General features: G+C 43.0%; 21 protein-coding genes. 5 read left to right on the top strand and 16 right to left on the bottom strand.

Features of this window, described 5'->3' with window-relative positions; all coding sequences use genetic code 11:
• Positions 1-468: 468 nt before the first annotated feature.
• Positions 469-2352 carry a histidine kinase dimerization/phosphoacceptor domain -containing protein gene (locus U5K72_08410; GenBank protein MDZ7718822.1) on the top strand — a complete coding sequence of 628 codons (1884 nt, stop codon included), beginning with the start codon at positions 469-471 and terminating at the stop codon, positions 2350-2352.
• On the opposite strand, the gene U5K72_08415 is transcribed toward U5K72_08410, so the two are convergent.
• The 8 genes from U5K72_08415 to U5K72_08450 all read right to left on the bottom strand — a co-directional run bounded on the left by U5K72_08415 (position 2347) and on the right by U5K72_08450 (position 10095).
• The gene (locus tag U5K72_08415) at positions 2347-2808 is read right to left on the bottom strand and encodes a GNAT family N-acetyltransferase (protein MDZ7718823.1); all 462 of its coding nucleotides are present in this window, start codon (positions 2806-2808) and stop codon (positions 2347-2349) included. The genes U5K72_08410 and U5K72_08415 overlap by 6 nt on opposite strands.
• A 10-nt stretch (positions 2809-2818) precedes the next feature.
• Positions 2819-3547 (bottom strand): methyltransferase domain-containing protein, encoded by a 729-nt coding sequence (locus U5K72_08420; GenBank protein ID MDZ7718824.1) that lies wholly within the window; start codon positions 3545-3547, stop codon positions 2819-2821.
• Positions 3548-3767: 220 nt separating this feature from the next.
• A complete protein-coding gene (locus U5K72_08425; protein ID MDZ7718825.1) occupies positions 3768-5513 on the bottom strand; it encodes a histidine kinase dimerization/phosphoacceptor domain -containing protein in 1746 nt (581 codons plus the stop codon).
• Positions 5510-6550 carry an ABC transporter substrate-binding protein gene (locus U5K72_08430; protein MDZ7718826.1) on the bottom strand — a complete coding sequence of 347 codons (1041 nt, stop codon included), beginning with the start codon at positions 6548-6550 and terminating at the stop codon, positions 5510-5512. The genes U5K72_08425 and U5K72_08430 overlap by 4 nt, the downstream gene beginning before the upstream one ends.
• 922 nt (positions 6551-7472) lie before the next feature.
• Positions 7473-7862: a VOC family protein gene (locus U5K72_08435; protein ID MDZ7718827.1), complete on the bottom strand. Its 390-nt coding sequence runs from the start codon at positions 7860-7862 to the stop codon at positions 7473-7475.
• Positions 7863-7994: 132 nt separating this feature from the next.
• Positions 7995-8408 carry a nuclear transport factor 2 family protein gene (locus tag U5K72_08440; GenBank protein MDZ7718828.1) on the bottom strand — a complete coding sequence of 138 codons (414 nt, stop codon included), beginning with the start codon at positions 8406-8408 and terminating at the stop codon, positions 7995-7997.
• A 222-nt stretch (positions 8409-8630) separates the two neighbouring features.
• A complete protein-coding gene (locus U5K72_08445; GenBank protein MDZ7718829.1) occupies positions 8631-8984 on the bottom strand; it encodes a VOC family protein in 354 nt (117 codons plus the stop codon).
• A gap of 175 nt (positions 8985-9159) precedes the next feature.
• Complete coding sequence (locus tag U5K72_08450; protein MDZ7718830.1) at positions 9160-10095, bottom strand: SMP-30/gluconolactonase/LRE family protein; 936 nt, start codon at positions 10093-10095, stop codon at positions 9160-9162.
• 228 nt (positions 10096-10323) lie between these two features.
• Between U5K72_08450 and U5K72_08455 the strand changes: the two genes are divergently transcribed.
• Positions 10324-11259, top strand: a complete 936-nt coding sequence (locus U5K72_08455; GenBank protein MDZ7718831.1) for a D-2-hydroxyacid dehydrogenase — start codon at positions 10324-10326, stop codon at positions 11257-11259.
• Between the two features lie 410 nt (positions 11260-11669).
• Here U5K72_08455 and U5K72_08460 read toward each other — a convergent pair whose 3' ends face one another.
• From U5K72_08460 to U5K72_08470, 3 genes are read right to left on the bottom strand one after another with little or no spacing between them, the layout of a single operon-like run.
• Positions 11670-12131 carry an isoprenylcysteine carboxylmethyltransferase family protein gene (locus U5K72_08460; protein ID MDZ7718832.1) on the bottom strand — a complete coding sequence of 154 codons (462 nt, stop codon included), beginning with the start codon at positions 12129-12131 and terminating at the stop codon, positions 11670-11672.
• Complete coding sequence (locus U5K72_08465) at positions 12128-12670, bottom strand: gluconate 2-dehydrogenase subunit 3 family protein (GenBank protein ID MDZ7718833.1); 543 nt, start codon at positions 12668-12670, stop codon at positions 12128-12130. Before U5K72_08465 ends, U5K72_08460 begins: the two co-directional genes overlap by 4 nt.
• A gap of 10 nt (positions 12671-12680) precedes the next feature.
• Positions 12681-14387 carry a GMC family oxidoreductase gene (locus U5K72_08470; GenBank protein ID MDZ7718834.1) on the bottom strand — a complete coding sequence of 569 codons (1707 nt, stop codon included), beginning with the start codon at positions 14385-14387 and terminating at the stop codon, positions 12681-12683.
• Positions 14388-14567: 180 nt separating this feature from the next.
• Between U5K72_08470 and U5K72_08475 the strand changes: the two genes are divergently transcribed.
• The 3 genes from U5K72_08475 to U5K72_08485 all read left to right on the top strand — a co-directional run bounded on the left by U5K72_08475 (position 14568) and on the right by U5K72_08485 (position 16788).
• Positions 14568-14990 (top strand): hypothetical protein, encoded by a 423-nt coding sequence (locus U5K72_08475; protein ID MDZ7718835.1) that lies wholly within the window; start codon positions 14568-14570, stop codon positions 14988-14990.
• Positions 14987-15184 (top strand): helix-turn-helix transcriptional regulator, encoded by a 198-nt coding sequence (locus tag U5K72_08480; GenBank protein MDZ7718836.1) that lies wholly within the window; start codon positions 14987-14989, stop codon positions 15182-15184. The genes U5K72_08475 and U5K72_08480 overlap by 4 nt, the downstream gene beginning before the upstream one ends.
• Positions 15185-15579: 395 nt before the next feature.
• Positions 15580-16788: a serine hydrolase domain-containing protein gene (locus U5K72_08485; protein MDZ7718837.1), complete on the top strand. Its 1209-nt coding sequence runs from the start codon at positions 15580-15582 to the stop codon at positions 16786-16788.
• A gap of 150 nt (positions 16789-16938) precedes the next feature.
• Here the strand turns inward: U5K72_08485 and U5K72_08490 are convergent, their stop codons facing one another.
• From U5K72_08490 to U5K72_08510, 5 genes are all read right to left on the bottom strand, one after another.
• The gene (locus U5K72_08490; GenBank protein MDZ7718838.1) at positions 16939-17373 is read right to left on the bottom strand and encodes a type II toxin-antitoxin system VapC family toxin; all 435 of its coding nucleotides are present in this window, start codon (positions 17371-17373) and stop codon (positions 16939-16941) included.
• A complete protein-coding gene (locus tag U5K72_08495) occupies positions 17370-17630 on the bottom strand; it encodes a type II toxin-antitoxin system Phd/YefM family antitoxin (GenBank protein MDZ7718839.1) in 261 nt (86 codons plus the stop codon). The genes U5K72_08490 and U5K72_08495 overlap by 4 nt, the downstream gene beginning before the upstream one ends.
• A gap of 449 nt (positions 17631-18079) precedes the next feature.
• Positions 18080-19306 carry an aminotransferase class V-fold PLP-dependent enzyme gene (locus U5K72_08500; protein ID MDZ7718840.1) on the bottom strand — a complete coding sequence of 409 codons (1227 nt, stop codon included), beginning with the start codon at positions 19304-19306 and terminating at the stop codon, positions 18080-18082.
• 234 nt (positions 19307-19540) lie between these two features.
• Positions 19541-20893, bottom strand: coding sequence for an enolase C-terminal domain-like protein (locus U5K72_08505; protein ID MDZ7718841.1), 1353 nt, complete (start codon positions 20891-20893; stop codon positions 19541-19543).
• A gap of 391 nt (positions 20894-21284) precedes the next feature.
• Positions 21285-22409 carry a hypothetical protein gene (locus U5K72_08510; protein ID MDZ7718842.1) on the bottom strand — a complete coding sequence of 375 codons (1125 nt, stop codon included), beginning with the start codon at positions 22407-22409 and terminating at the stop codon, positions 21285-21287.
• Positions 22410-22519 lie beyond the last annotated feature (110 nt).

The raw sequence follows: 22519 nt of genomic DNA on the forward strand, positions 1-22519 counted from the left end.
TTCTATGTTCTTTTGGCTTGACCCAAAAGGAACCAAAAGGTCAAGGCTGTGAATCCTTGGCGGCGGACACGAGTTCACCGTGGAATCCTTTCAATGGTCCACATCGCTTATAGCCCTTACATTCCGTTTCTCGCCGGTATGAAAGGATTCTTCTCACGGTTCAATCGATGTCCTTTTTTCCGCCAACGATTCAAGGCCAACTATTCTTCCAAAATCATTATTTCCACTTAAAGGATATTATAAAATACTGTTTATATCGATCTTAAATATTATAGTTTGAAAATATTGGGGTAACTTCTCAATCGAGAAAAGCTTGTTTTTTATGGGGTAAAAAAGTATTTAGATTCGGTCAGCACTTTTAATGAATACCTGCTAAATTTCAAGAAAGAACGCTGTAACTGTTTATTATTGTTTATAGCTAAAATCTTTGTGTCCAGTTTAAAAATCCCGGAGGAATAAAATATAAGATTGAAATTTCTTCAAAAATACAGACTTGTTATATCAGTGGCTATAGCCCTGATACTTAGTTTACTAACTATTATTGTATGGAATTACAACCAAGAGAGATGGCAGGATTCACTTGCAAGTAAAGTGGAAGATACCGGCCAGCTGCTTGTTCAGCAGTTCCATGTTATTCTGCAAGAGAATGTAGATCGGCTTGGCAATTTAAAACACCGGCTTGAGCTTACCAATGGAGATTATTTTCAGTATTGGGAGCAAGATGCCTCCAGGATTGTTGAGTCGTCAAATACTTTCAGATTTGTAGAGTGGATTGACAGCACAATGGTTATTCAGCGTATTGAGCCTTATGAGGGTAACGAAGAGGCCGTAGGGCTTGATATTTCGCGACTTGATTACAGGAATTCAGACTGGCAGCAGGCCCGCCGGGATTCAATCTTTAATATGACGCACTGGCTTGAACTGGTTCAGGGTGATAAATCTTTTTTGATGGATGAACCGGTGTACATCAATGGAGAGTTTTGGGGTACAATTACTGCGGGGATCGATTTTACATCCCGGTTCAACCAGGTATTGCAGGGTTTGGATGAGTATAATATTCAGATAGCGGATGGCAAAGGCACCGTGTTCTACACATTTGGGAGTTCCGAGGGTACAGAATCATTTCGCAATTTAACAAAAACACACCAGATTGAGATTGGAGATGCCAACAAAAGTGTCTGGACAGTTACTATGATTCCGAATACCCTGTTCGGAGTTGTCAATTCCACAATTTATAATGATGTAGTTTTGGGTTTAACCATCATTCTGGGGCTTTTCCTGGCTATCAGTTTCTATCTGACTCAAAAATCAGCGGCGGCTGAGCAAACCTCAACAGAAGCCAATCAAAAACTCAGGGCTTTAATTGAATCTGCCCCGGTTGGAATCTATGTGATTGATGCTGACGGGTATATCACGGATTTTTGGAATCCTGCCGCAGAACAGATGCTCGGATGGAAACGCGATGAAGCGATTGGTAATTTTTTGCCCCAGGTAAATGATCAGTATGAGGGAAGTTACCAGGATTTGATGAAAGAGATAAAAGAGAAGGGCAGTATATCCAATCGGGAGATTACCCGAAAACGGAAAGATGACACCACAAGAACCTTTCGGGTCAACATCAGCAATATTATTGGCAGTGAGGAGCAGATGTTGGTTGTTTTTGAGGATATTACCAAAGAGAAGGAGTATGAAGAACAACTTAAAAAATCGGTTGAGGAGAAGGATATACTGCTCTCTGAGATACACCATCGCGTAAAGAACAATCTTGCCATAATCGTGGGACTTATTGAGCTGCAAAATGCCGAGGTGGAGGATGAAGTTACAAAATCAAACCTGTTTGAAACCAAAAACCGGATCTACTCCATATCGGGTGTGCACGAGTTGCTCTACCAGACCGATAATTTTTCTGATATCAGTTTTTCCGAGTATATCAATCAGCTTGTGAATCGGCTGCAGGATACGTTTGAAAATCAAAAGAAACCGGTTACAATTAAAAAAAGTATTTCCGGTTTAAGGATGAATATTAACCAGGCCATTCCGCTGGGTCTCTTGCTCAATGAATTGATCACCAACTCCTACAAACATGCTTTTGATGGCGTAGATGACCCTCAAATTTCTCTTGATCTTGTTCAAAAAGACGGATTTGTAGAGATAGAGTACAAAGACAACGGCATTGGGGTGGATTACAAGTCGATGCAGACATCTCCGTCGCTGGGAGTTACTCTCATCAAAACTTCATTGAGTCAGCTGTCTGCCGAGTATGAATTCCTGGACCATTCCGGTTTTGGCATCTATCTTAAATTTCCCGAAAATTTGAAAGGAGCTCACTCCAATTTGCAGGAAGAGTCATAATTTTTTCTTCATAATCAGTACCTCTTTGCCCCGATAGGTTGCTTTTTCAACCGGTTTCCAGCCAAGGCGTTTGTAAAGTCCACCGTCTAATTTTTCTGTTTGAAGAAACAGAATATCCACTTCATGAGATTTCGCAATCTTCATTGCATGCAGAATAAGTTTTCGCGCGATTTTTCTTCCCCGGTGCTTTTCTGGTACAAACACACCACCCAGCCAATGTTCTCTGTTTGGGTAGATATCCATTTCGTAGAATTTTAGCTGTATGGCTCCCAGGATTTCATCTTTTTCTAAGGCAAGAATTAAGAGAGGCATGGTATTCCGATTGAAGTAATCAGATAGTATCTCTTCAGATCTTTTTACAGAATCTATTCCGTGTTGCCGGCCCCACTGTTCGTAATACCATTTGGCAACGATTGGCAAAGCCTCCGGATAATCTGCTAAAAAGACAAATTTCATGTTGTTTCTATCAATCTTTTTTAATCGCTCCAAACGCAGCAAAGCAGGAGTTTTTATGCAGGATCTCCACTGTTTTAAACCCAGATTTTTTTAGTAAATCAAGCTGATAGGTTACCGGCCGCGGTGAGTCTTCCAGGTCGATATATTCAAAAACTCTGTCCCTGTATTCAGTTCCGCCGGTGGATTTTAAATATTCCCCGTACCGGTTCCACATCAAATGTTCAATAGTATCACTTTCGTGTGTCACCAAATCGCTAATCCAAACGCTGCCGCCGGGTGCTGTTATCTCATATATTTTTTTGAACGCGTTCTCCCAGTCCTCATCATCCCGCAGGTGATGCAGAACAGCCGCGGCAATCACAATATCATAATATTCGGTGGACAGATCTGCATTTCTAAAATCTTCACGCAGTGTGCGAATTTTCCCCAGGCTTTCAGCTTTAATGCGCGCCTGGGCCCGGTCCAGCATCGGTTGGCTCAGGTCAATAAGATCACAATTCAGATCAGGCAGATGTTCCAAAAGTTTTAGTGTGTTGTTTCCGGCGCCACAGCCAATATCCAAAATATTTTTAGCGTCGGGATTGTTGCCGGCGGCTGCCTGCGCAATCAGCTCCATCATTAGTGGAGCATCGATGGTGGCCTCCTGACCGGTTTCTATATTTGAGAAACGTTCTACATCATTGTCAAACCGCTTCCTGATCTCATCAACGGAAGATTTATCACTTAAAGAGGTACTCATAAGGATTTCTATTTACTTTAACTTCAGAATAAAAAGATAGCGGATTCAAGTTGTTGAATCACGATAAAATTTTTCTCGGATTTACTTGTTGGCGGATGCTGGACTGACTAATTTTATAGGGTAGTTGAGGAGCTTTTATGAGATTTAATATTGGGGAATTGACAAAACAGACCTCATAACTACAATTTTGATTTTCCGCTGATAGACACTTGCCTGAGTGTTATGAACTCTCTTCTATCCTGAATTTTAATTTTGCGATGGTCCCGTTACTCTTTTTAATATCAAATGTACCATCCACCTGGCGGATCAATGTTTTTACAATGGTAAGGCCGAGCGATGATTTACTCTCGTCGGTTAAAATATCTTCTGGAATTCCCCTGCCATTGTCACGGACGGTAAACTCTACATCATCATTTTTTTGGGTGATGGTGATATCAATTGTTCCGGACTCTCCCTGTTCAAATGCATGCTTATAAGAATTGGTAATCAGCTCATTCAGTATCAGGGCGCACGGTACCGCCTGTGTCACGTTTATTGAAAAAGAGTCTGATGAAGTATTAACATTAATATTTTCGTCCGGATCGAGAGAGTCCCGTATCAACCCAACCAGGTTGGTAATGTATTCATCAATCGGAATGGAGGAGAGGTCAGACGAGCTATAGAGCAATTCGTGAATCAAAGTCATGGTTTTAATGCGGCGTTCACTTTCGCCGAGTAAGCTTGCAATTTCGGGATTATCCGTAGAAACCCTCTGCATATAGAGCAGACCGGAAGTTACCGCAAGATTATTTTTAACACGATGATGAACCTCCTGCAGCAAGATGGTTTTTTCCTCGATTGATTTCTTTAGCTCATTTTCATACTTCACGTGTTCAGTAATATCCAGTCCAACGGTTTGTCTCGCTTTTTTACCGAAATAGCGGATAGGTACCGATTGTATCTGCACAAACCGCTCCTGGTGATCGAGTCCGTACACCTTGCGAATGGCGGGAGAATAGGAGCCATTTTGTTCTTTTGAGATGTCGGCCTCTCTTCTTTTTTGATAGTCACTTTTATGGAAAAAATCGCGTGCTGATTTTCCCACAAGATCTTCCGGGTTGGAGGCTCCCATCATCTCTGCTCCGGCCGGATTAATAAATTGTATTTCTCCGTCAATATGAATCATCACAAGATTGGGATCCTGTTCCACCAGGCCTTCCCATCGTTTTTGATTTTCTTCGGCTTTTTCTCGTGCATCGCGTTCTCTGTTAATGAGTTCTTGAAGGCGGTGGGTCATCAGATTGAAATTATCAGCCAGGGTTTTGTGCTCGTCATTTCCCTCTACTTCAATTCTTAAATCCAAATTTCCTTTTGCAATCTCCTTGGTACCCTTAAGTAAATTATTAAGAGAGCTTTGAATCCGGGACCGAAGTTGATAAAGCAGATACCCGAGAAATGTAACTACAGGTATCAAAATCATTAAAAAATTCGACTGCTGGCTTACCTGTATTTCGCGAATGGTTTGCCTGCGGTTTGAGGCGATATTTTGCGAGATAGTCAGCAGCATCTGGATGTCAGACCGTATTCTTGATTCAGCACGCTCCAATAGCCGGTAACGATCAATAATATCGGGGTATTCATTGGGGTTTTGCCGAACTTTTTCAATCAGTTCGAACGCACTTTTGATGGAGGAAAGTGAATTACCAATAACGTTGGTTTCAGAGAGATCGTCAATATTTTCCTGGTACTCCGTTAGCCGGTTGAATAGAGTATTCCAGCTATCAAGGTGACGCTGTTCCCGGTACTCCAGGTAATTCTCAATAACCAGGTTCATCTCAGAAGCGGTATTTGTAAAATCACTAATCTGATCAATTTGATCAAAATGCTGATCTACCTGGAACGTAGAAAACCACAGGTACAGATATAGCCCAATTATAGAACCAATAGACAGAATTGTAATTATATTCAGTCGAGTTTGAATTTTCATCTTACAATAGTGATTCCACTTGGATGAACTTCTTCCATCGGACCAAAGTTTATAAACCGTTCCATGCTTTGGATGGTTGTATCCGCCAGGTCATTACGGATCATCCAGCGGGCCTGCTCCTCGAGAAGAGTTAACATTCGTTCGCTCAGCGAGAGCTTAAAATCTATCTCAGTCCACAAAGATTTTACAACACCCAGTGGCACATCGATTTTTTGAGCTAAAAGTTCCTGCGTGTATTCCGGATTTTCCAGGATATAATCCTGAGCAGTTTTGATGGATTTGAGATAAGCGGTAAGTATTTCAGGATGAGATTCTGCATAAGAATCGAGTGCAACGGATAGCCAGAGTGTAGAGTAGGTAAGATCGGTATCGAGATATTTGGCATTGTCCCCCAGTTCTTTTTGGATATATGATGAATAGGGCTCCCATGTAACTGATATATCAATATTTCCGTTTTTTATCGCTTCTAATTGATTTTCGGGAGTCATATTCACCGTCTCAACTTCATCATTTAAAATTTGATGCTCCAGCAAAAATGAATCAAAAAAATAATCGAGTTGAGTACCCTTATATATAGCCACTTTTTTGCCAACTATATCCTCTGCTTCGTTAATTCCCCGATCCTTCCGGGCAATAATTTTTTGAATTTTATGAGAGTAAATCTTGTCAGCAAAAATTTGGAAGGAGGGCAGGGAGGATCCATCAATGTAATTGGTGTCCATTATGGAATAAATGAACGGTGTTTCGGCCACATGAGCAATCTGAACGGTTCCGTCTATAAGATCCTGTAGTGAGTTTTTCCCCGATGCATTTGCCTTCAGTGTTACATCCAGGCCATTTTGTTTAAAGTAACCCAGATCTTTTGCAACATAGGCAGCAGCTTCTCCCTGGTAGGTAGAAGTAATGCCAATGGTTACCTTTTCAAGCCCTTTGTTTTGCCCCGAATTAGAGTTGTTACATGCCACCAAAAGTAAGCAGAGGCCGGCAATCCAGCAGCCGGACCGCAATGTGTAAAAAATATTTTTGCATACAATCATCGTAAAGAAAAAAGTTGAATTCTCAGAGCAATGTACTTTTTCAAACCGCATAGTTGTACAGCATATTGAATCAAAAAAATAAACATAAATACAAGCAATAGCTTGTTGAGGACTTACCCCATTTTTATGATGTAAACATGTTACATGTAGTTTGTTCTTTTGTCTTGATACAAAAGAACGAAAAAATCAAGGCTGTGAATACTTGGCGGCGGACCCGAGTTCACCGTGGAATCCTTTCAATGGTCCATCACGCTTTTAGCCCTTAAATTTCGCTTCTCGCCGGTATGAAAGGATCCTTCTCACGGTTCACTCGTTATCCTTTTTTCCGCCAACTATTCAAGGCCCATTACACTCCCATGTTTACCATTTCCACTTTATAAAAATTATAAAACACTGATTATATTTGTCTTAGATATTTTAATTTGAAAATATCGGGGTAACTTCTCATAGCTTGTTGAGAGCGGGAATCTAATGTTCAATAAATAATAAGCCAATCGCACATCATAAATAACATAAAGAAGGCTCTGAAACGGCGGAAATTATCGACTTTTCTGACAGTTTGGAACAGGCTGCTCAGCTTCTGATCAATAATACCTGATAGAATACTCAAGGCATTAATCTTGGGGTAATGTGGAAGTATGAACCCGACTGCTCAAATAAAAAATAGGGGGTTGATTCTTCAAAGCTTTCAGTATAGGGGTTTAGGATGTTTCCAATAATTGCAGATGATCTTATAAAACACAAATGAATGTAAAATAAAAGTTGATCTAAAAAATTGAGTAAGCATACATACATAGGATGTATGAGAGTGGCTAATGTTACACATATTTTTTTGTGAAGTATCTTGATTCGTATAGCTATCAATAGTGGTGAAAGCGAGAACAGTTTTATTAAAGAAAAGACAGGTTGATCTATGATCGGTTCAAACAGTAATCTCTATTCGATTTCCGTCAGGATCTGTCACTACGCTTTCATAATATCCGTCACCGGTTCGTCGAGGTCCGTCAAGCACAGTGAATCCATCTTCTTTTAATATATTTGTAAGACGATTAACCGTTTCTTCTGAACCGACAGAAATGGCGAGATGTGCATATCCATAAACTTCCCGGCCATCCGAACTTTGGTTGGATTCAATATCAGGCCGTTGCATCAGTTCAAGTCGGGCTCCTGAATCAAATGTTAAAAAGTAGGACTTGAATTTCTTAGTTGGGTTGATGTAGAGATCGTTCGAAGTGGCTTGAAAATATTTTTCATAGAACTTTTTCATCCTATCAATGTCTTTGGTCCAGATGGCAAGGTGTTCAATATGCATATCAGCCGGGTTTATTTATCTTTGATAACGTGAATTAGGGATAAGAATATTAAGAATTGGTATGGAAAAGTCCCCTCATAATCATAGGAGGGGATTTCATTTTCAATGTTCTCATCCCGAACTCAGACTTTGTTAAGTATTGGTATAATGTGATTCAGGAATTGAAACGTGTGTCTGAACAATCTGCCAGTTCCCATCTCTGTTTTCAAGCACTCCTGTAAATCTTGCCCCTTTCCAGGTTTGAACAGTTGTGGCGGATTTGATCTTTGCATCCAACAGATGGGAATACCACGCTACCGCACCGGTATCTGAAAGATGGATGGAAAGTTCACGAATAGTAGCTTTATAAAATTTGAGGTTCTCAAACTGCTCGGCAGTGGCTTCACTGAGTTCACTCCATCCACGCCAGATTTCGTCCGTATCCGTCCCGATGTGTACCATATTTTCTTTTTGAGCAATCACCTCTTCCATCAGGTCAAAATCCTGGACATCCATCGAATGAAAGAACTTCTGAATGGTTTGTTCGATCTCTTCTTTGGGAGACATGGAAATATAGTTTTTAATTTTAAATTAAAGCTGATTTCAGAATGATCGGGGCTTACGACAAATTTCGTTTAGCTTAAACACATCGTTCAAAAGAGGGCGCGAGCGTCTCGCTCGTGTATTGAGAAAAAAATCTTAAGCAAAACGCTTACTTCAACACCCAACAAAAAAGTGCAATTTGTCTTACACTGAAACAATCTCAGGTCGAGTTCGACCCGATAATTTTTACTTATCCGACCATATCGAAAGTTCATTTCCACTCGGTTCGGTAAAATGAAATCGTCGTCCCCCCGGAAAAGAGAAGGTTGGCTTAGTGATTCTGCCGCCCGCTTTTTTAATTTTCTTCCGGGTTGATTCAAGATCATCACTGTAAAAAATAATCAGCGCAGCTCCATTTTCAGTTGAGGATTTTTTGTCTGATTGATAGAATCCGCCCTCGAATCTGTCTTCGGTAAAAGCGGTATACTCATCGCCATAGTCCTGGAAAGTCCAATTAAAAACCTCTTCAAAGAATTTTTTTGTAGCCGATATATCAATAGCCGGAAGCTCAAGGTAGTTGATGGTTTCGTGTTTACTCATGGGACCAACAGATTAATAGTTATGGTTTACAATCCTAACCGGTAAACGTATTATAAGAATCTTATCATCACTTATTATTTACTATTTTTTTATGGCATCTGATAAAATCTTTCCTTCTCAAAATAAAAGAGCCCCGGTCCATAAAGACCGAGGCTCAAAGAAATTGAATGAATATTTACTCCATTGGCAGTTGCCAGATATCAACACGATTCAACGCAATGTACGGTACGGCAATCTGGTTTCTCTGTGTATCGATGCCGATATCAGCGGGATCGCCGGGGGTTTGGATAGCAACATGATCGGTGCCATCAGAAATCACATGAATGCTGTTATCATTCTGACTGGCTACAACCATTCGTCCGTTTACGAATTCAATCCCGTCAAAATTTCCGCCGCTTTGAGCATTGGTGTACTCTTCGTAACCGGCTTCATTTTCTGCCAATACGGGAAACATCGTTGCACCATCCCACGGTGCGAGAACGAGGTTGTTATCCGGATCGATGGTGATTCCATTGGGTGGTGCCGGAAGATTCTCGACAAGAACTACAGGTGTTCCATCGTCAATTCTGTAAACGGTGGATTTTCCGGTGTCGGTTACATATAAGTGTCCGTCGGCTCCCTGTACAACGTCATTTAAAAAACCCGGTTCGTGAGCGATAAAATCGACAAAGGCAATCAATTCACCGGATTCCGTATCAAAACCGTGAACGCCTTCAGCATCGGCCGCCCAGAGTGTATCACCGGCAATGTACATTCCGCGGGGACCGTGAAGCGGACGAACATCGGATCCTGTGATAAATTGCAGATCCTCAATGGTTCCGTCAGGCGTAACTTTGGAGATAAACCCGTTGGAATCCCCGGCGGGATCACCGTTAAAATTGGATACAAAGTAAACATCCTGGGCCGGATCGTACCGAACGGCTTCAGGTCCCGACAGGCCGGTAACGCTAACCAGGATATCTGTAGAATCCTGTACAGAATCCCAGGTCAGATCAACTGAGTCCGCCATTGGTTCGGCCTCTTCAGAAGATTCTTGTGAGCAGGAGATAGCTAAGATACCCATTGCTAAAACAGCTGTAAGTGATAAAGTAATTGTTTTCAGACGTTTCATTTTTTTGTAAGAAGGTTTTGGTTAAGAATTAATTCCGAAAATCCGCCATAAATAAACGGCTTTTTGTAAATTTATAATCCCTAATTGATTGATATATTTGATTTTACTTGTAATATAATAGATAAAAATAGAGATGTTAAAAACAAAGAAAAGTAAAGATATTTTTAAGCGATAAGGAAGTCGATTATCTTAAGGCCGAATAGTCAATTAGATCAAAAAGTATTAAGCATGAACATTGTATTTCTCGATGCCAAAACAGTCGGTGATGTAACCAATCTTGAAGATTTACAAAAGTTTGGCGATACAACTTTTTATCAAACCACATCACCCGATCAAACCGAAGAGAGAATCAAGGATGTCGATATTGTTATCACCAATAAAGTAGTTTTAGATCGCGAGTTGATTGAAGGAGCCGGGAATCTGAAGCTGATCTGTGTGGCGGCTACGGGAATGAATAATATCGACCGGGAGGCTGCAAAAGAAGCCGGAATTCAGGTAAAAAACGTGAGCGGATATTCCACCAACAGCGTTGCCCAAACCACCTTTTCGATGATTCTTCACCTGGTTCAAAAAGTCTCGCAGTACGATGAGTTTGTAAAAAGTGGTGAGTATGCAAAGCACGATATTTTTACCAATATGGATCTCAGTTATTCTGAAATTCACGGGAAACAGTTTGGAATTATCGGGCTTGGAAATATCGGCAGTAAGGTAGCTGCGATTGCGGAAGCATTTGGGGCGAAGGTGGTGTATTACTCAACATCGGGGAGGAACCTGGATCAGCCGTATCCTCATATGGAGCTGAACGAATTGTTGAAGAGTTCCGATTTTGTATCTATTCACGCGCCCCTGAATGAGAACACGGAAGGATTGATAGGTGCGAACGAATTGGAATCAATGAAAGAAACAGCATATTTGATTAATACCGGTAGAGGTGGAATTGTCAACGAATCTGATTTGGCAGAAGCTCTTGATAAAAATGAGATAGCTGGCGCTGCACTGGATGTGTTTGAAGAGGAGCCGATCAATGCGGATAATCCGCTGCTTTCCATCAATAATAAACATAAGTTGGTGATGACCCCGCATATCGCCTGGGCAAGCATCGAAGCCCGAACGGAGCTCATTGAGGGAGTGAAGGAAAATATTGAAGAGTTTTTGGGTGGTTAATTCCAAAAAAAACACCGCGTTCCCCGCGCTCTCAGCGGTTACTAATCAACCGCGGGGTACGCAGTGGGACGCGAGAGATGTACACAGTGCTTCCTAAAGGCAGATTCCCAAAAAGGGTTGTAAGAAAACACCCTGTCAAATGTTTAAGAACTTAAATTATTTAGGTGATTGATTTTATGAAGGCTCCCCCTCCTTGTCACGCTTCTTTTTAGCGTGATAGGGAGGGGACGGGGGTGGGTCCGAAAAGACAGAACTCTGATTATGGTTACTAACTTAAATTTTTAAAGTCAGAATATTTTGAAAAATAATATTTTCATAGCCTCTTGAAGTTGGAATGTACACCCCTCCTTCCGTCGGCTGACGGAAGACTCCCCTCCCCGAATGGTCGGGACGCAAGCGCAAGGGGAGATTTATATCCACCGCCGAACCGATTCTTTGTAATCTAAAAAATCCTCTCCAAATTTTTTGGTCATTGCTCTCTCTTCAGGTATGATTTGAAATCGATTCATGTACAGGATGAAGCCTATCACCAATAAAATATTGATCGGATTTGCGAAGAAGAATAGAATTCCAATCAATCCGATTAACAGGCCCAGATACATAGGATTACGGGTGAATTGATAGATCCCGGAATTCACAAATGATGATGCTTTCTCGGGCCGGTGCGGATCAACGGTAGTTTTCTTTTTCCAAAATTCCCAGACTCCCGCAATACCAATTAGGATTCCAATTGAGAAAAGAGCTTTGGCAATCCAGGGAAGGATGGGATGTGAAAACGAAAAGCTTTTTAGATATTTAAAGGTGACCCACATCAAGCCTGTAGAAATCGCAAAGAGAAGTGCCGGCGGAACCTTGCATTCCAAAAACTTCATGTAGCCCAGGTTTTGCCGCCGAGTTCTTCCAGAGATTCACAACCCAAATATCCTCCCGGAATAGGATCGTATTGCAATACCTGGGTAGCACCGATCTCGGAAGTAAAAAATCCCATCAAAGTAGTTTGCTTGAACAATAGGAAGAAATCCCGGTTTTCTTCGTTGCTGATAAACTGAGAGACGAATTCAGTCTGGTTCTCAAAATTCAACTCTAAAAAATCAGATCGGTTCAGTTCATCAAGTGAATCAATGATCAAATTTCGTTCAGCAGTGGGATAAAATTCGCTGACCATCCGATCGATAAACCGCTCTACTTTTGCATCTTTTGCTCCGGGAGTGTCGGTGGCGGGCAGAATCACTTCGGCGAGATCGGCTGCAACCTGCAACTGTTCATTTGTAAGGGCAGAAGGTGACCATCCGGAAGACGTTTGCGTATTTGAACAACCGGAGAGAACGGCTGAGATTAGTGTGCCGCTCAGCGTACAGCCCATGATTGCTGCCGTACGTTTAATGGCTTCTCGTCTATCTATTTTTTCCATAATTATTGGTTTAAAAGTTGCCCTTTTTTAATTCACTCACAGCATAATCACAAGCACGGGCTGTCAATGCCATATAGGTAAGCGACGGATTTCCCCAGCCATTGGATACCATACAAGAACCGTCCGTTACAAAGACATTTGGGATGTCGTGAATTTGATTCCATCTGTTGAGCACCGAGGTTTTGGGATCTCGCCCCATCCGGGCTGTTCCCATTTCGTGGATACTCAGGCCCGGCGGACTTTCTTCGTTGTATGTTTCAATATCTCTGAAACCGGACGCCTCCAACATCTCCGCGCTGGATGATTCCATCTCCTTTCTCATTTCGGCCTCGTTTTCACCAAACTCCATGTCGATCACCAATTTAGGGAGTCCCCACTGATCAGTGTTTTCATGATCCAGGTACACACGGTTTTTATGTCTTGGCAGGCATTCGCCAAAGGCTAATAATGTCATTTCCCAAGGACCCGGCGTTGTCTGCTGATCTTTATATTCAGCTCCAAAATCCATCGGATCACCCTGGCCCACTCCTTGCCGACCGGCCCAGCCGTAGGTAGAAAATCCGCGGAGATAGTTGTTTCGCTTCGTTTTTTCATCCAGGTTTTGGAAACGAGGGACAAGCACATCCACCGGGCGTCGTCCTTTATAATATCGGTCTTCAAAGCCATCGAACGTTCCGTACGCGCCCACCTGGAAGTGATTATCCATCAGGTTGTGGCCCAGTTCACCGCTGCTGTTGGCCAATCCGCCGGGGAAGGTGTTTTCAACGGAATTCAAGAGGATACTTGTGGATCCAAGAGTAGAGGCGCAGAGAAAAACGATATCTGCATAAAAGTCGATGGTCTCTTTCGTCTCCTTATCCACAATTCTCACACCGGATGCTTTTTTACTTTGCTCATCATACAAAATCGTGTGGACGATGGAGTTTGGCCTGAGCGTCATATTTCCGCTGGCTTCGGCTGCCGGAAGGGTAGAGGAATTGCTGCTGAAGTAGGCTCCGTAGGGGCATCCCCGCCTGCACAGGTTTCGTGCCATACATTTTCCGCGTCCGCCGTGCGGCTGGGTAATATTCGTAGTCCGCCCGATGGTTAAAACACGATCATCAAAATTTTTCTTCAACTGATCCCGAACATGTTTTTCGAGACAGTTCATCTCCCAGGGCGGGAGAAAATTTCCATCCGGGATCTGCCAGAGTCCATCCCGGTTTCCACTCACGCCGATGAAATTTTCCACGTAATCGTACCACGGTTCAATATCCTCATACCGAATCGGCCAGTCGATGCCCACGCCATCCTGTTCGTATACACCCAATTCCAAATTACCACGGCGATATGCCCATCGTCCCCAGATCAAAGATCGTCCACCCACCTGGTAACCACGAGTCCACAAAAATGGTTTTTCCTGGATGTAGGGGTGCTCCGAATCCTTCACAAAAAAGTGTTTGGTATCCTGTTTAACGGCATATGATGTCTGACTCTGAACCGGGTAGATCTCCGTCTTCTCTTCATGTGTCAGTTCATTGGCATAGGGCAGTTCCCAGGGATGCTTCATCATGGTGGGATAATCTTTGACGTGCTCCACCATCCGGCCCCGTTCAAGCACAAGTGTGTTCAATCCCTTTTCTGAAAGCTCTTTGGCCGCCCAGCCCCCGCTGATGCCGGTTCCTACGACGATGGCATCGAAGGTTCTCTGTTTTCTGGATTCAAGATTCAGGTTCATGGCTGCTTTATTTGATCAGATAGAATGAAAATTTCAGTCCTAATTTAGCAATGATGTAACCAGTTACAAATCAATAAAAGTAAAGTCTCTAAATTATTTGTCAAGTGTGCTTGACATTCATCTGGAAGAAGAATATTATATGTAAAGTAAACTTAACATAAAGACAACTAACATAGACTTATGGAAAATCAAAAAGTAAAATCAAGTGATTGGTCGAGTCAGATCAAAAAGTCAACAGCACGGCTCGCAACATGGACGATTTTGTGGGTAGTGACGGTTGCCATACCTGCATTTGGCCCGGAACTGTTTTGGGGAGAGAATAATCTTATAAATGTGATGGCAATACTACTAAATATTGGAGTGGGAATCGGGATGATTATTGCGAATATCCGGCATATCAAACTACAAGATGAGATGATGCAGAAAGTCCAGCTTGAAGCTATGGGAATTTCCCTGGGTGTAGCTGTGGTAGGTGGTATTGCCTATTCTATGCTGGATGCAACAAATGTGATTCCGTTTGATGCGGAGATCGGCTTTCTTGTGATGCTAATTGGGTTTACCTATCTCATTTTATTATTTATTAACATGAGGAGATACAAATGAAGAATAAACTGAAGGTACTACGGGCAGAAAGAGACTGGACGCAGGCAGATTTGGCAAATGCACTGGAAGTGTCGCGCCAGACGGTAAACGCAATTGAAACGGGAAAGTACGATCCCAGTTTACCACTGGCGTTTAAAATCGCACGGCTTTTTGAGAAGCAGATTGAGGAAATTTTTGATGATGAAGAGGAGTGAAAAGGCAAACGTGAAACGGCAGAAGTGGGTACTGTCATCAAACTGGTGCAGGTTATAAATCCAATATTTCAGATTTTGAATTGGAGAAGTGGAAGTATTTTTTAGTTGGGAAATTTCATCTGCTCTCAGTAAATCAAGGATGTCACTTGTGGCCAAGCTTTTTTGCAAAGGGAAGGGGCACAAGTGACGCTACGCTGAACACTTGCGCCAGCTGGGGGACGCTTCATGTAACACTTGCACCAGATGAGGAAAGTTAAGGATGATTTAAATATTGGTTTAGATCAATGCGTCCAAAACGATAAATACTTTTTATATTGTAGTCAGTTTTTTAGTATCCTTGACAAAATTTCTTCACAGAAACCAGAATTGTCTTTAAAACTACACATCTATATTCAGTGATTCGATTTTTTTCTGCAATTTTTTTACTGGTCGTAACAATCGGGTTTTACATGGCCTTTACCGACATCAAACCGGAACCGAACGCTGTTGAGTCTGAGCCCGAAGAAGAATGGATGATGGATGAATCCTTAGCCATCTACCTGGATGAATTTGAACAAGGTTTTAAGGAAGGACTGAACGACGAAGAAATACCAGGTGCTTCTGTTGCCATTGTAAAAGATGGCCGGGTTCTGATTCAAAAGGGATTTGGCGTAAAAGAGAAAGGGACATCCGAAAACGTAGATGAACATACCGTATTCAGATTAGGGAGTCTGTCAAAAGGCTTTGCTTCGGTTCTAACTGGTGTATTGGTGGAAGAGGAAGTTATAAACTGGGATGATCCTGTATCCCGTTATTTGGAGGAATTCAGGTTGAATGATCCGGGACAAACTGACCGGGTTCAGATCAAACATCTGTTATCTCATACCTCTGGATTGCCGCGCCATGCCTATACAAATTTGATAGAAGACGGTCTTTCGTTGGAAAGCATCCTCCCCCGATTGGAAGTAGTTCCTTTAATCAATAAAGAAGGAAGGCAACATTCCTATCAAAATGCGGCCTATTCAGCGATAGAAAGAGTTCTTGAAGTGCAAACCGGTACCGACTTTAACACTCTTCTTCATGAGAAGCTTTTCGAGCCATTAGCGATGGATCATTCCTCGGCAAGCTATGAGGGTATTAAGAGTTCCGGGAATAAAGCGTTGCCTCATCTGTACTATTCCCGTTCGAGGGGACGTGTGCTCACTTCAATTTCTGAGAAATACTACAATGCGGTTTCTTCCGGCGGGATGAATGCTTCAGCCTCCGATATGGGAAAGTGGTTGCTTTTGTTAACAGGCCATTATCCTGAAGTGATCTCTAAAGAAACGCTAAAGGAGATATATGAACCGTTAGCTACCATCCGTAACCGCCGATATAGCCGGCATTGGGATGGAGTGAACAGGTCGCAATATGCAATGGGGTGGAGAGTGCTTGATAATCATGGACAAAAGATTGTTTACCACGGAGGATATGTAAATGGATACCGCAGCGAGATTGCATTTGCTCCTGACGAAGGGGTGGGAATCTGCATTCTCACCAATACCAACTCAAGCTATCCGTTAGAAGTCATCCCGGACTTCTTTAATCACTTCAAATCAAATTCTTCGGTCGTTATTTCAAAGTGAGCTATAAGTGCATGGCATTTATATCCCCTAACTGGCACAAGTAACGCTTCGCTTAACACTTTCGCCAGTTTGGGGCTCGGGCTCGCCAGGGATAGATTTCCTTGAGCCCGAATAGCTGTCACTAAAAGATGCCGCCTGAATAAAATAAGGTTATGTGTTTGGTTCATAGGTCCATGGATTAATCACGTCAACTCCTGAGCCTTCCATGTCCTGCGTATTTCTTGTAACAACTGAAAGTTCATGAACCTGGGCTGTTGCAGCAATAAGTGAATCAATTGCCGGAAGTGGTTTTCCATTTTTTTCTGCTGTAGCCAAAATCTTGCCCCATCTATTCACTTCTTCCATGTTGATGTTGATTACACGATTTTTGAATCGACGGTTTAAATCCTCATTGACCCATTGATTTAACTCTTTCTTCTTTTTTGAGTCAGGCAATTTTTCAATTCCTTTTCGTAATTCACCAAAAGTAATGACGCTTAAATACATCGAAAGCTCATCCTGATCGGCGAACCATTTCAGAACATTTGGATTTGGTTTCTTTTTAACCAATTCTGAAATACAGCATGTATCAATCAAATAGCTCATAGTTCAACCTGACGGGAAGGGGATTTATCTCGCTTCAAATCAATCTCGATCTTTGAAAGTGGAGAATTTTGAAAAAACTCTACCAAAGATGTTTTCGGTTGTTCCAATTTTCGATAATCTTCAGCCGAAAGAACCACTACACTGTCTTTTCCATGCTTTGTAACCGTTTGAGGCCCTTCTTCGGATGCTTTTCGGACAACTTCGCTAAATCTGTTTTTAGCTTCCTGTAACTGCCATTTTTTTGTTTTAGATTTCATAAACACCTCCATTTTCATCTAGTCTGTCCAGAAACTACTAATTTATAACAGATTATAGAAGTGAAAATTGCCTGTTGCAAAAAATGTGGCTTCCGACACATAACGTGTATTTAAAGGAGATAACATTGACCTTGATTTTGCCTCATAATAATCTAAAATGAGTTTTTGAACAAACCATACACGGATTTTGCCGGATGAATATTTAATTCAAAGGGAAAAATGTCTGATGAATCCGCCGATTAATTCTTAAAAAGGATTTGGCGAAACGATTTTGCCAAAAACCTTATCCAGAAAGTATCCGAAGGCAGCTAAAGAACTGAAATGGCAATATCTGTTTCCATCAAAAATAAGAAGAGTTGACCCACGGTCGGGAGTAAGACATCGCTATCATATTTCACCAAGAACAGTTAGACGGGTGCTTAGAAAAATGCCCAATCATCAGCAATCTATCAAACAGCCTCCTCAAGAACCTCTCTCACCCGCTCACCTACAACCGAAACCTGTTCCGGTTTCAGTGTTACCACGGCAATGTTGAGTTCTTCGTCATTTCCGCCCACTTCAATTCGGGGCGTGCTGGTTCTCAGTTTTTCAGCTAAATCTGTTGGTGAGATTTTTACACGGCTTTGATCCCATCGTACTTTCAACCCCGGGAAGTGGTTGGCCGGTCCGTCGTGAATATGAGTTTCGCCTTTCACTGTTGGTACATTTTCTACAGCCGCGGCAATCTCTTCGGTTCGGTCAATCCACTCCTGCCACTCTTTTTCGTGATCTTTTTCAAGATACGATTCCAATGCCACGAGCATCGCAAAGATCTCTTCCTTGTTTACTTTCATCGAGCGTCCGATTGGGGACTCATGCGGATTGAAATTCAGTTTGGCGGCTTCAACCAGGTCTTTTCGTCCCAATAAAATACCGGCGCTTTGGGGACCCCGAAGCATTTTTCCGCCTGAGAAGGTGACCAGGTCAAAGCCCATCTCCTGGTATTTGAAGAGGTTTTCAACAGGAGTTACGTCTGCCGCTGCATCATTGAAGGTAGGAATACCATGTTTCTTTCCAATCGATACAAATTGCTCATGCGGAATGCTGTACTCTTCCAATCCAAACCAGGACGCTGCCCCATTAAAAAACAGGGCCATGACTGTATTTTCGTTGATCGCCGCTTCCATCTCGTCCGGCCCTTCCACTTCAACCAGTTTCACTCCGGCACATCGAACCGCGTGATCAAACACATACCGGTGTTCTTTTTGGATGATCACCTCTTTTTGCGGACCCGGCAGATTCGGAAGCTGCTCGATTTTCTCAGGATCATCTCCGGTGATACATGCCGCCGTTCCCAGCGTCAATGCTCCGGCCGCTCCGGAAGTCACCATCGCTGCCTCAGCGTTTAGCAACTCCGCAATTCGTTCGCCCACTCTGTTCTGCACCTCATACATATTGGCAAAATCGTGGGAGGTAGATTGAATCGCCTGAACCACTTCCGGCAGCATCAGCGAACCGGAGAGGTAAGTCATCGTCCCCCGTGCATTGATGATTGGCTCGATTCCAAGCTCATCAAATAGATTTGGTGCTTTCTTGGAATTTTCTGTGGCTGTGTTACTGAATTGAGCTGTCGCTGCCAGTGTGCCAAGAATTGGAATTCCGGCAAGCGCTTTTAACATTTTTCGTCTGCTGAGCATAATCTTATTTAGTGTTTATAAAAGTTTAACTTGAATCGTTTTCGGGTGTAAATGACAAAATTTGGACCTTAAAGGCAAGGTGTTATTCCCAGCTTATTCAGAGTTTTCAGTCATCGGAATAAGCTCAGGATTTTCCACAGCCTCACTCTGCTTTGGATCGATCTATTTCAGAAGGATCTGCTCCACAAATCCACCATAATAGTTTGTAATCTAAAGCCACTTCTCTGTATCCGTTTATGGACGAATCGGTGTTCCGTCAAGTGCACGGACTTGAGTCCAGGTGTTGAGTTGCTTGTCGGGAATTGGGAATTTTTTAGCTTCTTCCTCATTCAGGTCAACACCAATACCCGGCGCTTCATTAATTTTTACGTAGCCATTTTCTACACGGGGTGCTCCCGGAAATATCGCACGCAACCGGTCCGTCATATTCGGTGCCTCCTGGATCCCAAAATTCCATACGGCCAGGTCAATGTGGGCGTTGGCGGCATGTCCTATCGGGGATACATCACCCGGTCCGTGCCACGCAGTACGAACATTAAAAAATTCGCCCAGCCTGGCTACCTTCATGGCCGGTGTGATGCCACCGATCTGTGAAATATGAATGCGGATGAAGTCGATCCAGCGGTTTGTCATCGGTTGGGTCCACTCGTGGGGATTGTTATAGAGCTCTCCCATAGCGATGGGGACAGACGTTTTCTGCCTCAAAAGCTCAAACCATTCGTTATTTTCGGGAGAAAGCGGATCTTCAATAAAGAAGGGGCGGTATTGCTCCAGGTCTTCGCAGAGCTGAATCGCATCGCGCGGCTGTACCCGCTCATGGACATCGTGACAAAGTTCGATCCGATCACCGCAAGCTTCCCGTACTTTCTCAAACAGTTCCCGTGTGCCCTGCAGATAGGTATGGGTATCCATAAAACGATCGCGGTCCATTCCAAATCCTGCTTTTTTGAAATCGGGCTCGCCCGAAATGGCTGTTGAACCGTATCCTCCAAGCTGAATTCGGCAGTGACGAAAGCCCTGCTCCATCGCTTCTTTTACATTATCAATGACCGCTTCGATCGATTCATCGCCGCAATGGGTATAGGTATCCACTGCAAAACGAGTTTTTCCACCCAGCAGCTCATAGACCGGCATATTAGCCCGCTTACCTTTGATATCCCACAACGCCATGTCGAGGCCACTCAGGGCATTGTTCAGCACCGGGCCATTCCGCCAGTACGAGTTCTGGTACGTCATCTGCCATACATCCTCAATGTTGTTTACATTCATTCCCACACAGAAATCAGCCAGGTAATCGTTAACCGCGGAAAGTACCGGCTTGGCGCGTTGCCTGAAAGTCGCACATCCCAGTCCATAGAGCCCGGGTTCGTTTGTTTCCACCTTCACTACGATCAGTTCAATGCCGTGCGGAGCAGTGGCAATGGCTTTAACATTGGTGATCTCCAGGGGCGGCAGTCCGTTGGTTGCTTTTGAGTAGCGTTCCTGTTGATTCTTCTGGCTCGAGGAATCATTTTTCAATGAAAATTGTCCCAGGGCACCGGCTGAAAGTCCCATACCCATATTTTTAATTGCATCACGTCGATCCATAATCTTTCCCTATTTATTCGTTGTTACTGTTTGAATGAAAGTTTCTGAAAGATGTACAAATAAATACTTTTTTTCTTGGGAAGTCCGTAGGGGTAATGATTACTGGGAAAAGGGGGAGACATTCAGTCGGGCTTCCTTTTTAAAGTCAGCAATTAAACTACCCGAAAAGGACCCTTAGAAGTGAGGATAGTAGGCATGGAAGGAGTTCTGTGTAAATAAATGTAATAGAATAGTATTGAAAAAGTCTCACCATTTTTTATAAAAAGTGATATAAGGTGGCACAAGTGACGCTTCGCTGAACACTTGCGCCAGATACGCGTAGACTGTTTCGACCAAAAAGCGGCCGAAACTGTGCTCTGACGCCCTTCAATAAATTCATGTCGAACCTTGATTAGTTTACCAACCGAAGCCTTCTCACGCGATGATTTTCCCAGTCGGAGATGTAAAGGAAAGTTTCTGCCTTGCTCAGTACCAGGTGATAAGGTTTGTTGAATTGAGCCTCTGCACCAACGCCATCAGCCGAACCTATTTCGCCATTACCGGCTAATGTGGTGACTCTGTTATCCCTGATCATTCGAATTGAATGATTTCCGGAATCAGAAAAATAGACCGTTCCATCTGAACCGATGTCGATTCCCGCAGGCCTGTTTAACCGAGCATTTTGCAAATTTCCATCGGCAAATCCAGCTTCGCCATTGCCTGCTATTGTGGAGACATTGCCTGTAGATAGTTCAACCTTTCGGATCCGGTGACCAAAAAGATCGGCAACGTAGAGATATTTTTCATCCGGACCAAGAGCAATACTAACGGGAAGTGCGAACTGTGCCTGATCGGCGGGACCATCTTTAAACCCCTGAACTCCCGTTCCGGTAAGAGTCGATACTTCTCCGGCGTTACTGATTTTGCGAATTTTATAGTTGAGGCCATCCGCAACATAAACCGTTAGATTCGAGCTCACAGCAATATCTGCCGGGTTGTTAAACCTGGCTTGTAAACGGGGCCCGTCAACATCGCCGGATAAACCAACTCCGGAGTATGTTTCCACTCTTCCATTTTGAGTTACAATCCGAATCGCATGGTTTGATGCATCTGCTATAAATAAAACGCCGTTGAGGGCGAGTTCTACACCCATTGGCTGCGCAAAGAGAGCTTCATTCCAGAAACCGTCTATAAATCCGGTTCCGTAGCCTCTTCCAGCAAATGTTTCAACGGTTTGATTACTGGTGATAATACGTATAGCGGCATTGTCCGAATCCCCGATATAAATTTCGTTGTTACTGTTCAGTGCTATTCCCCAGGGATTATTAAATCGGGCTTTGTCTACAGTTTCGTCGATGTAACCCTTGGAGTTTCCGGCGATTGTTTTTACAGTCAGCAGAGCCTCTTGAGCAGATGGTTTCTGGTCTCCGGATTCGGACACTGAATTTTCTGAACATCCGGCTAACTTTATACAGACCAATGCAGTAACAAGAAAGGTGGAAATCAGGAGTTTTATGCCGGATCTGCTCCGATACATGAGACTGTTATTTATTTACTTATTGCACAGACAGGCAGTATAATAATTATTTCTGATTTTTCAAGTACGGCTGTCCTTTTGCTTGAGGCTGTCCAAAAAAGATGTGAGAG

It is taken from the genome of Balneolaceae bacterium, from assembly GCA_034521495.1.
Lineage (GTDB): Bacteria > Bacteroidota > Rhodothermia > Balneolales > Balneolaceae > Rhodohalobacter.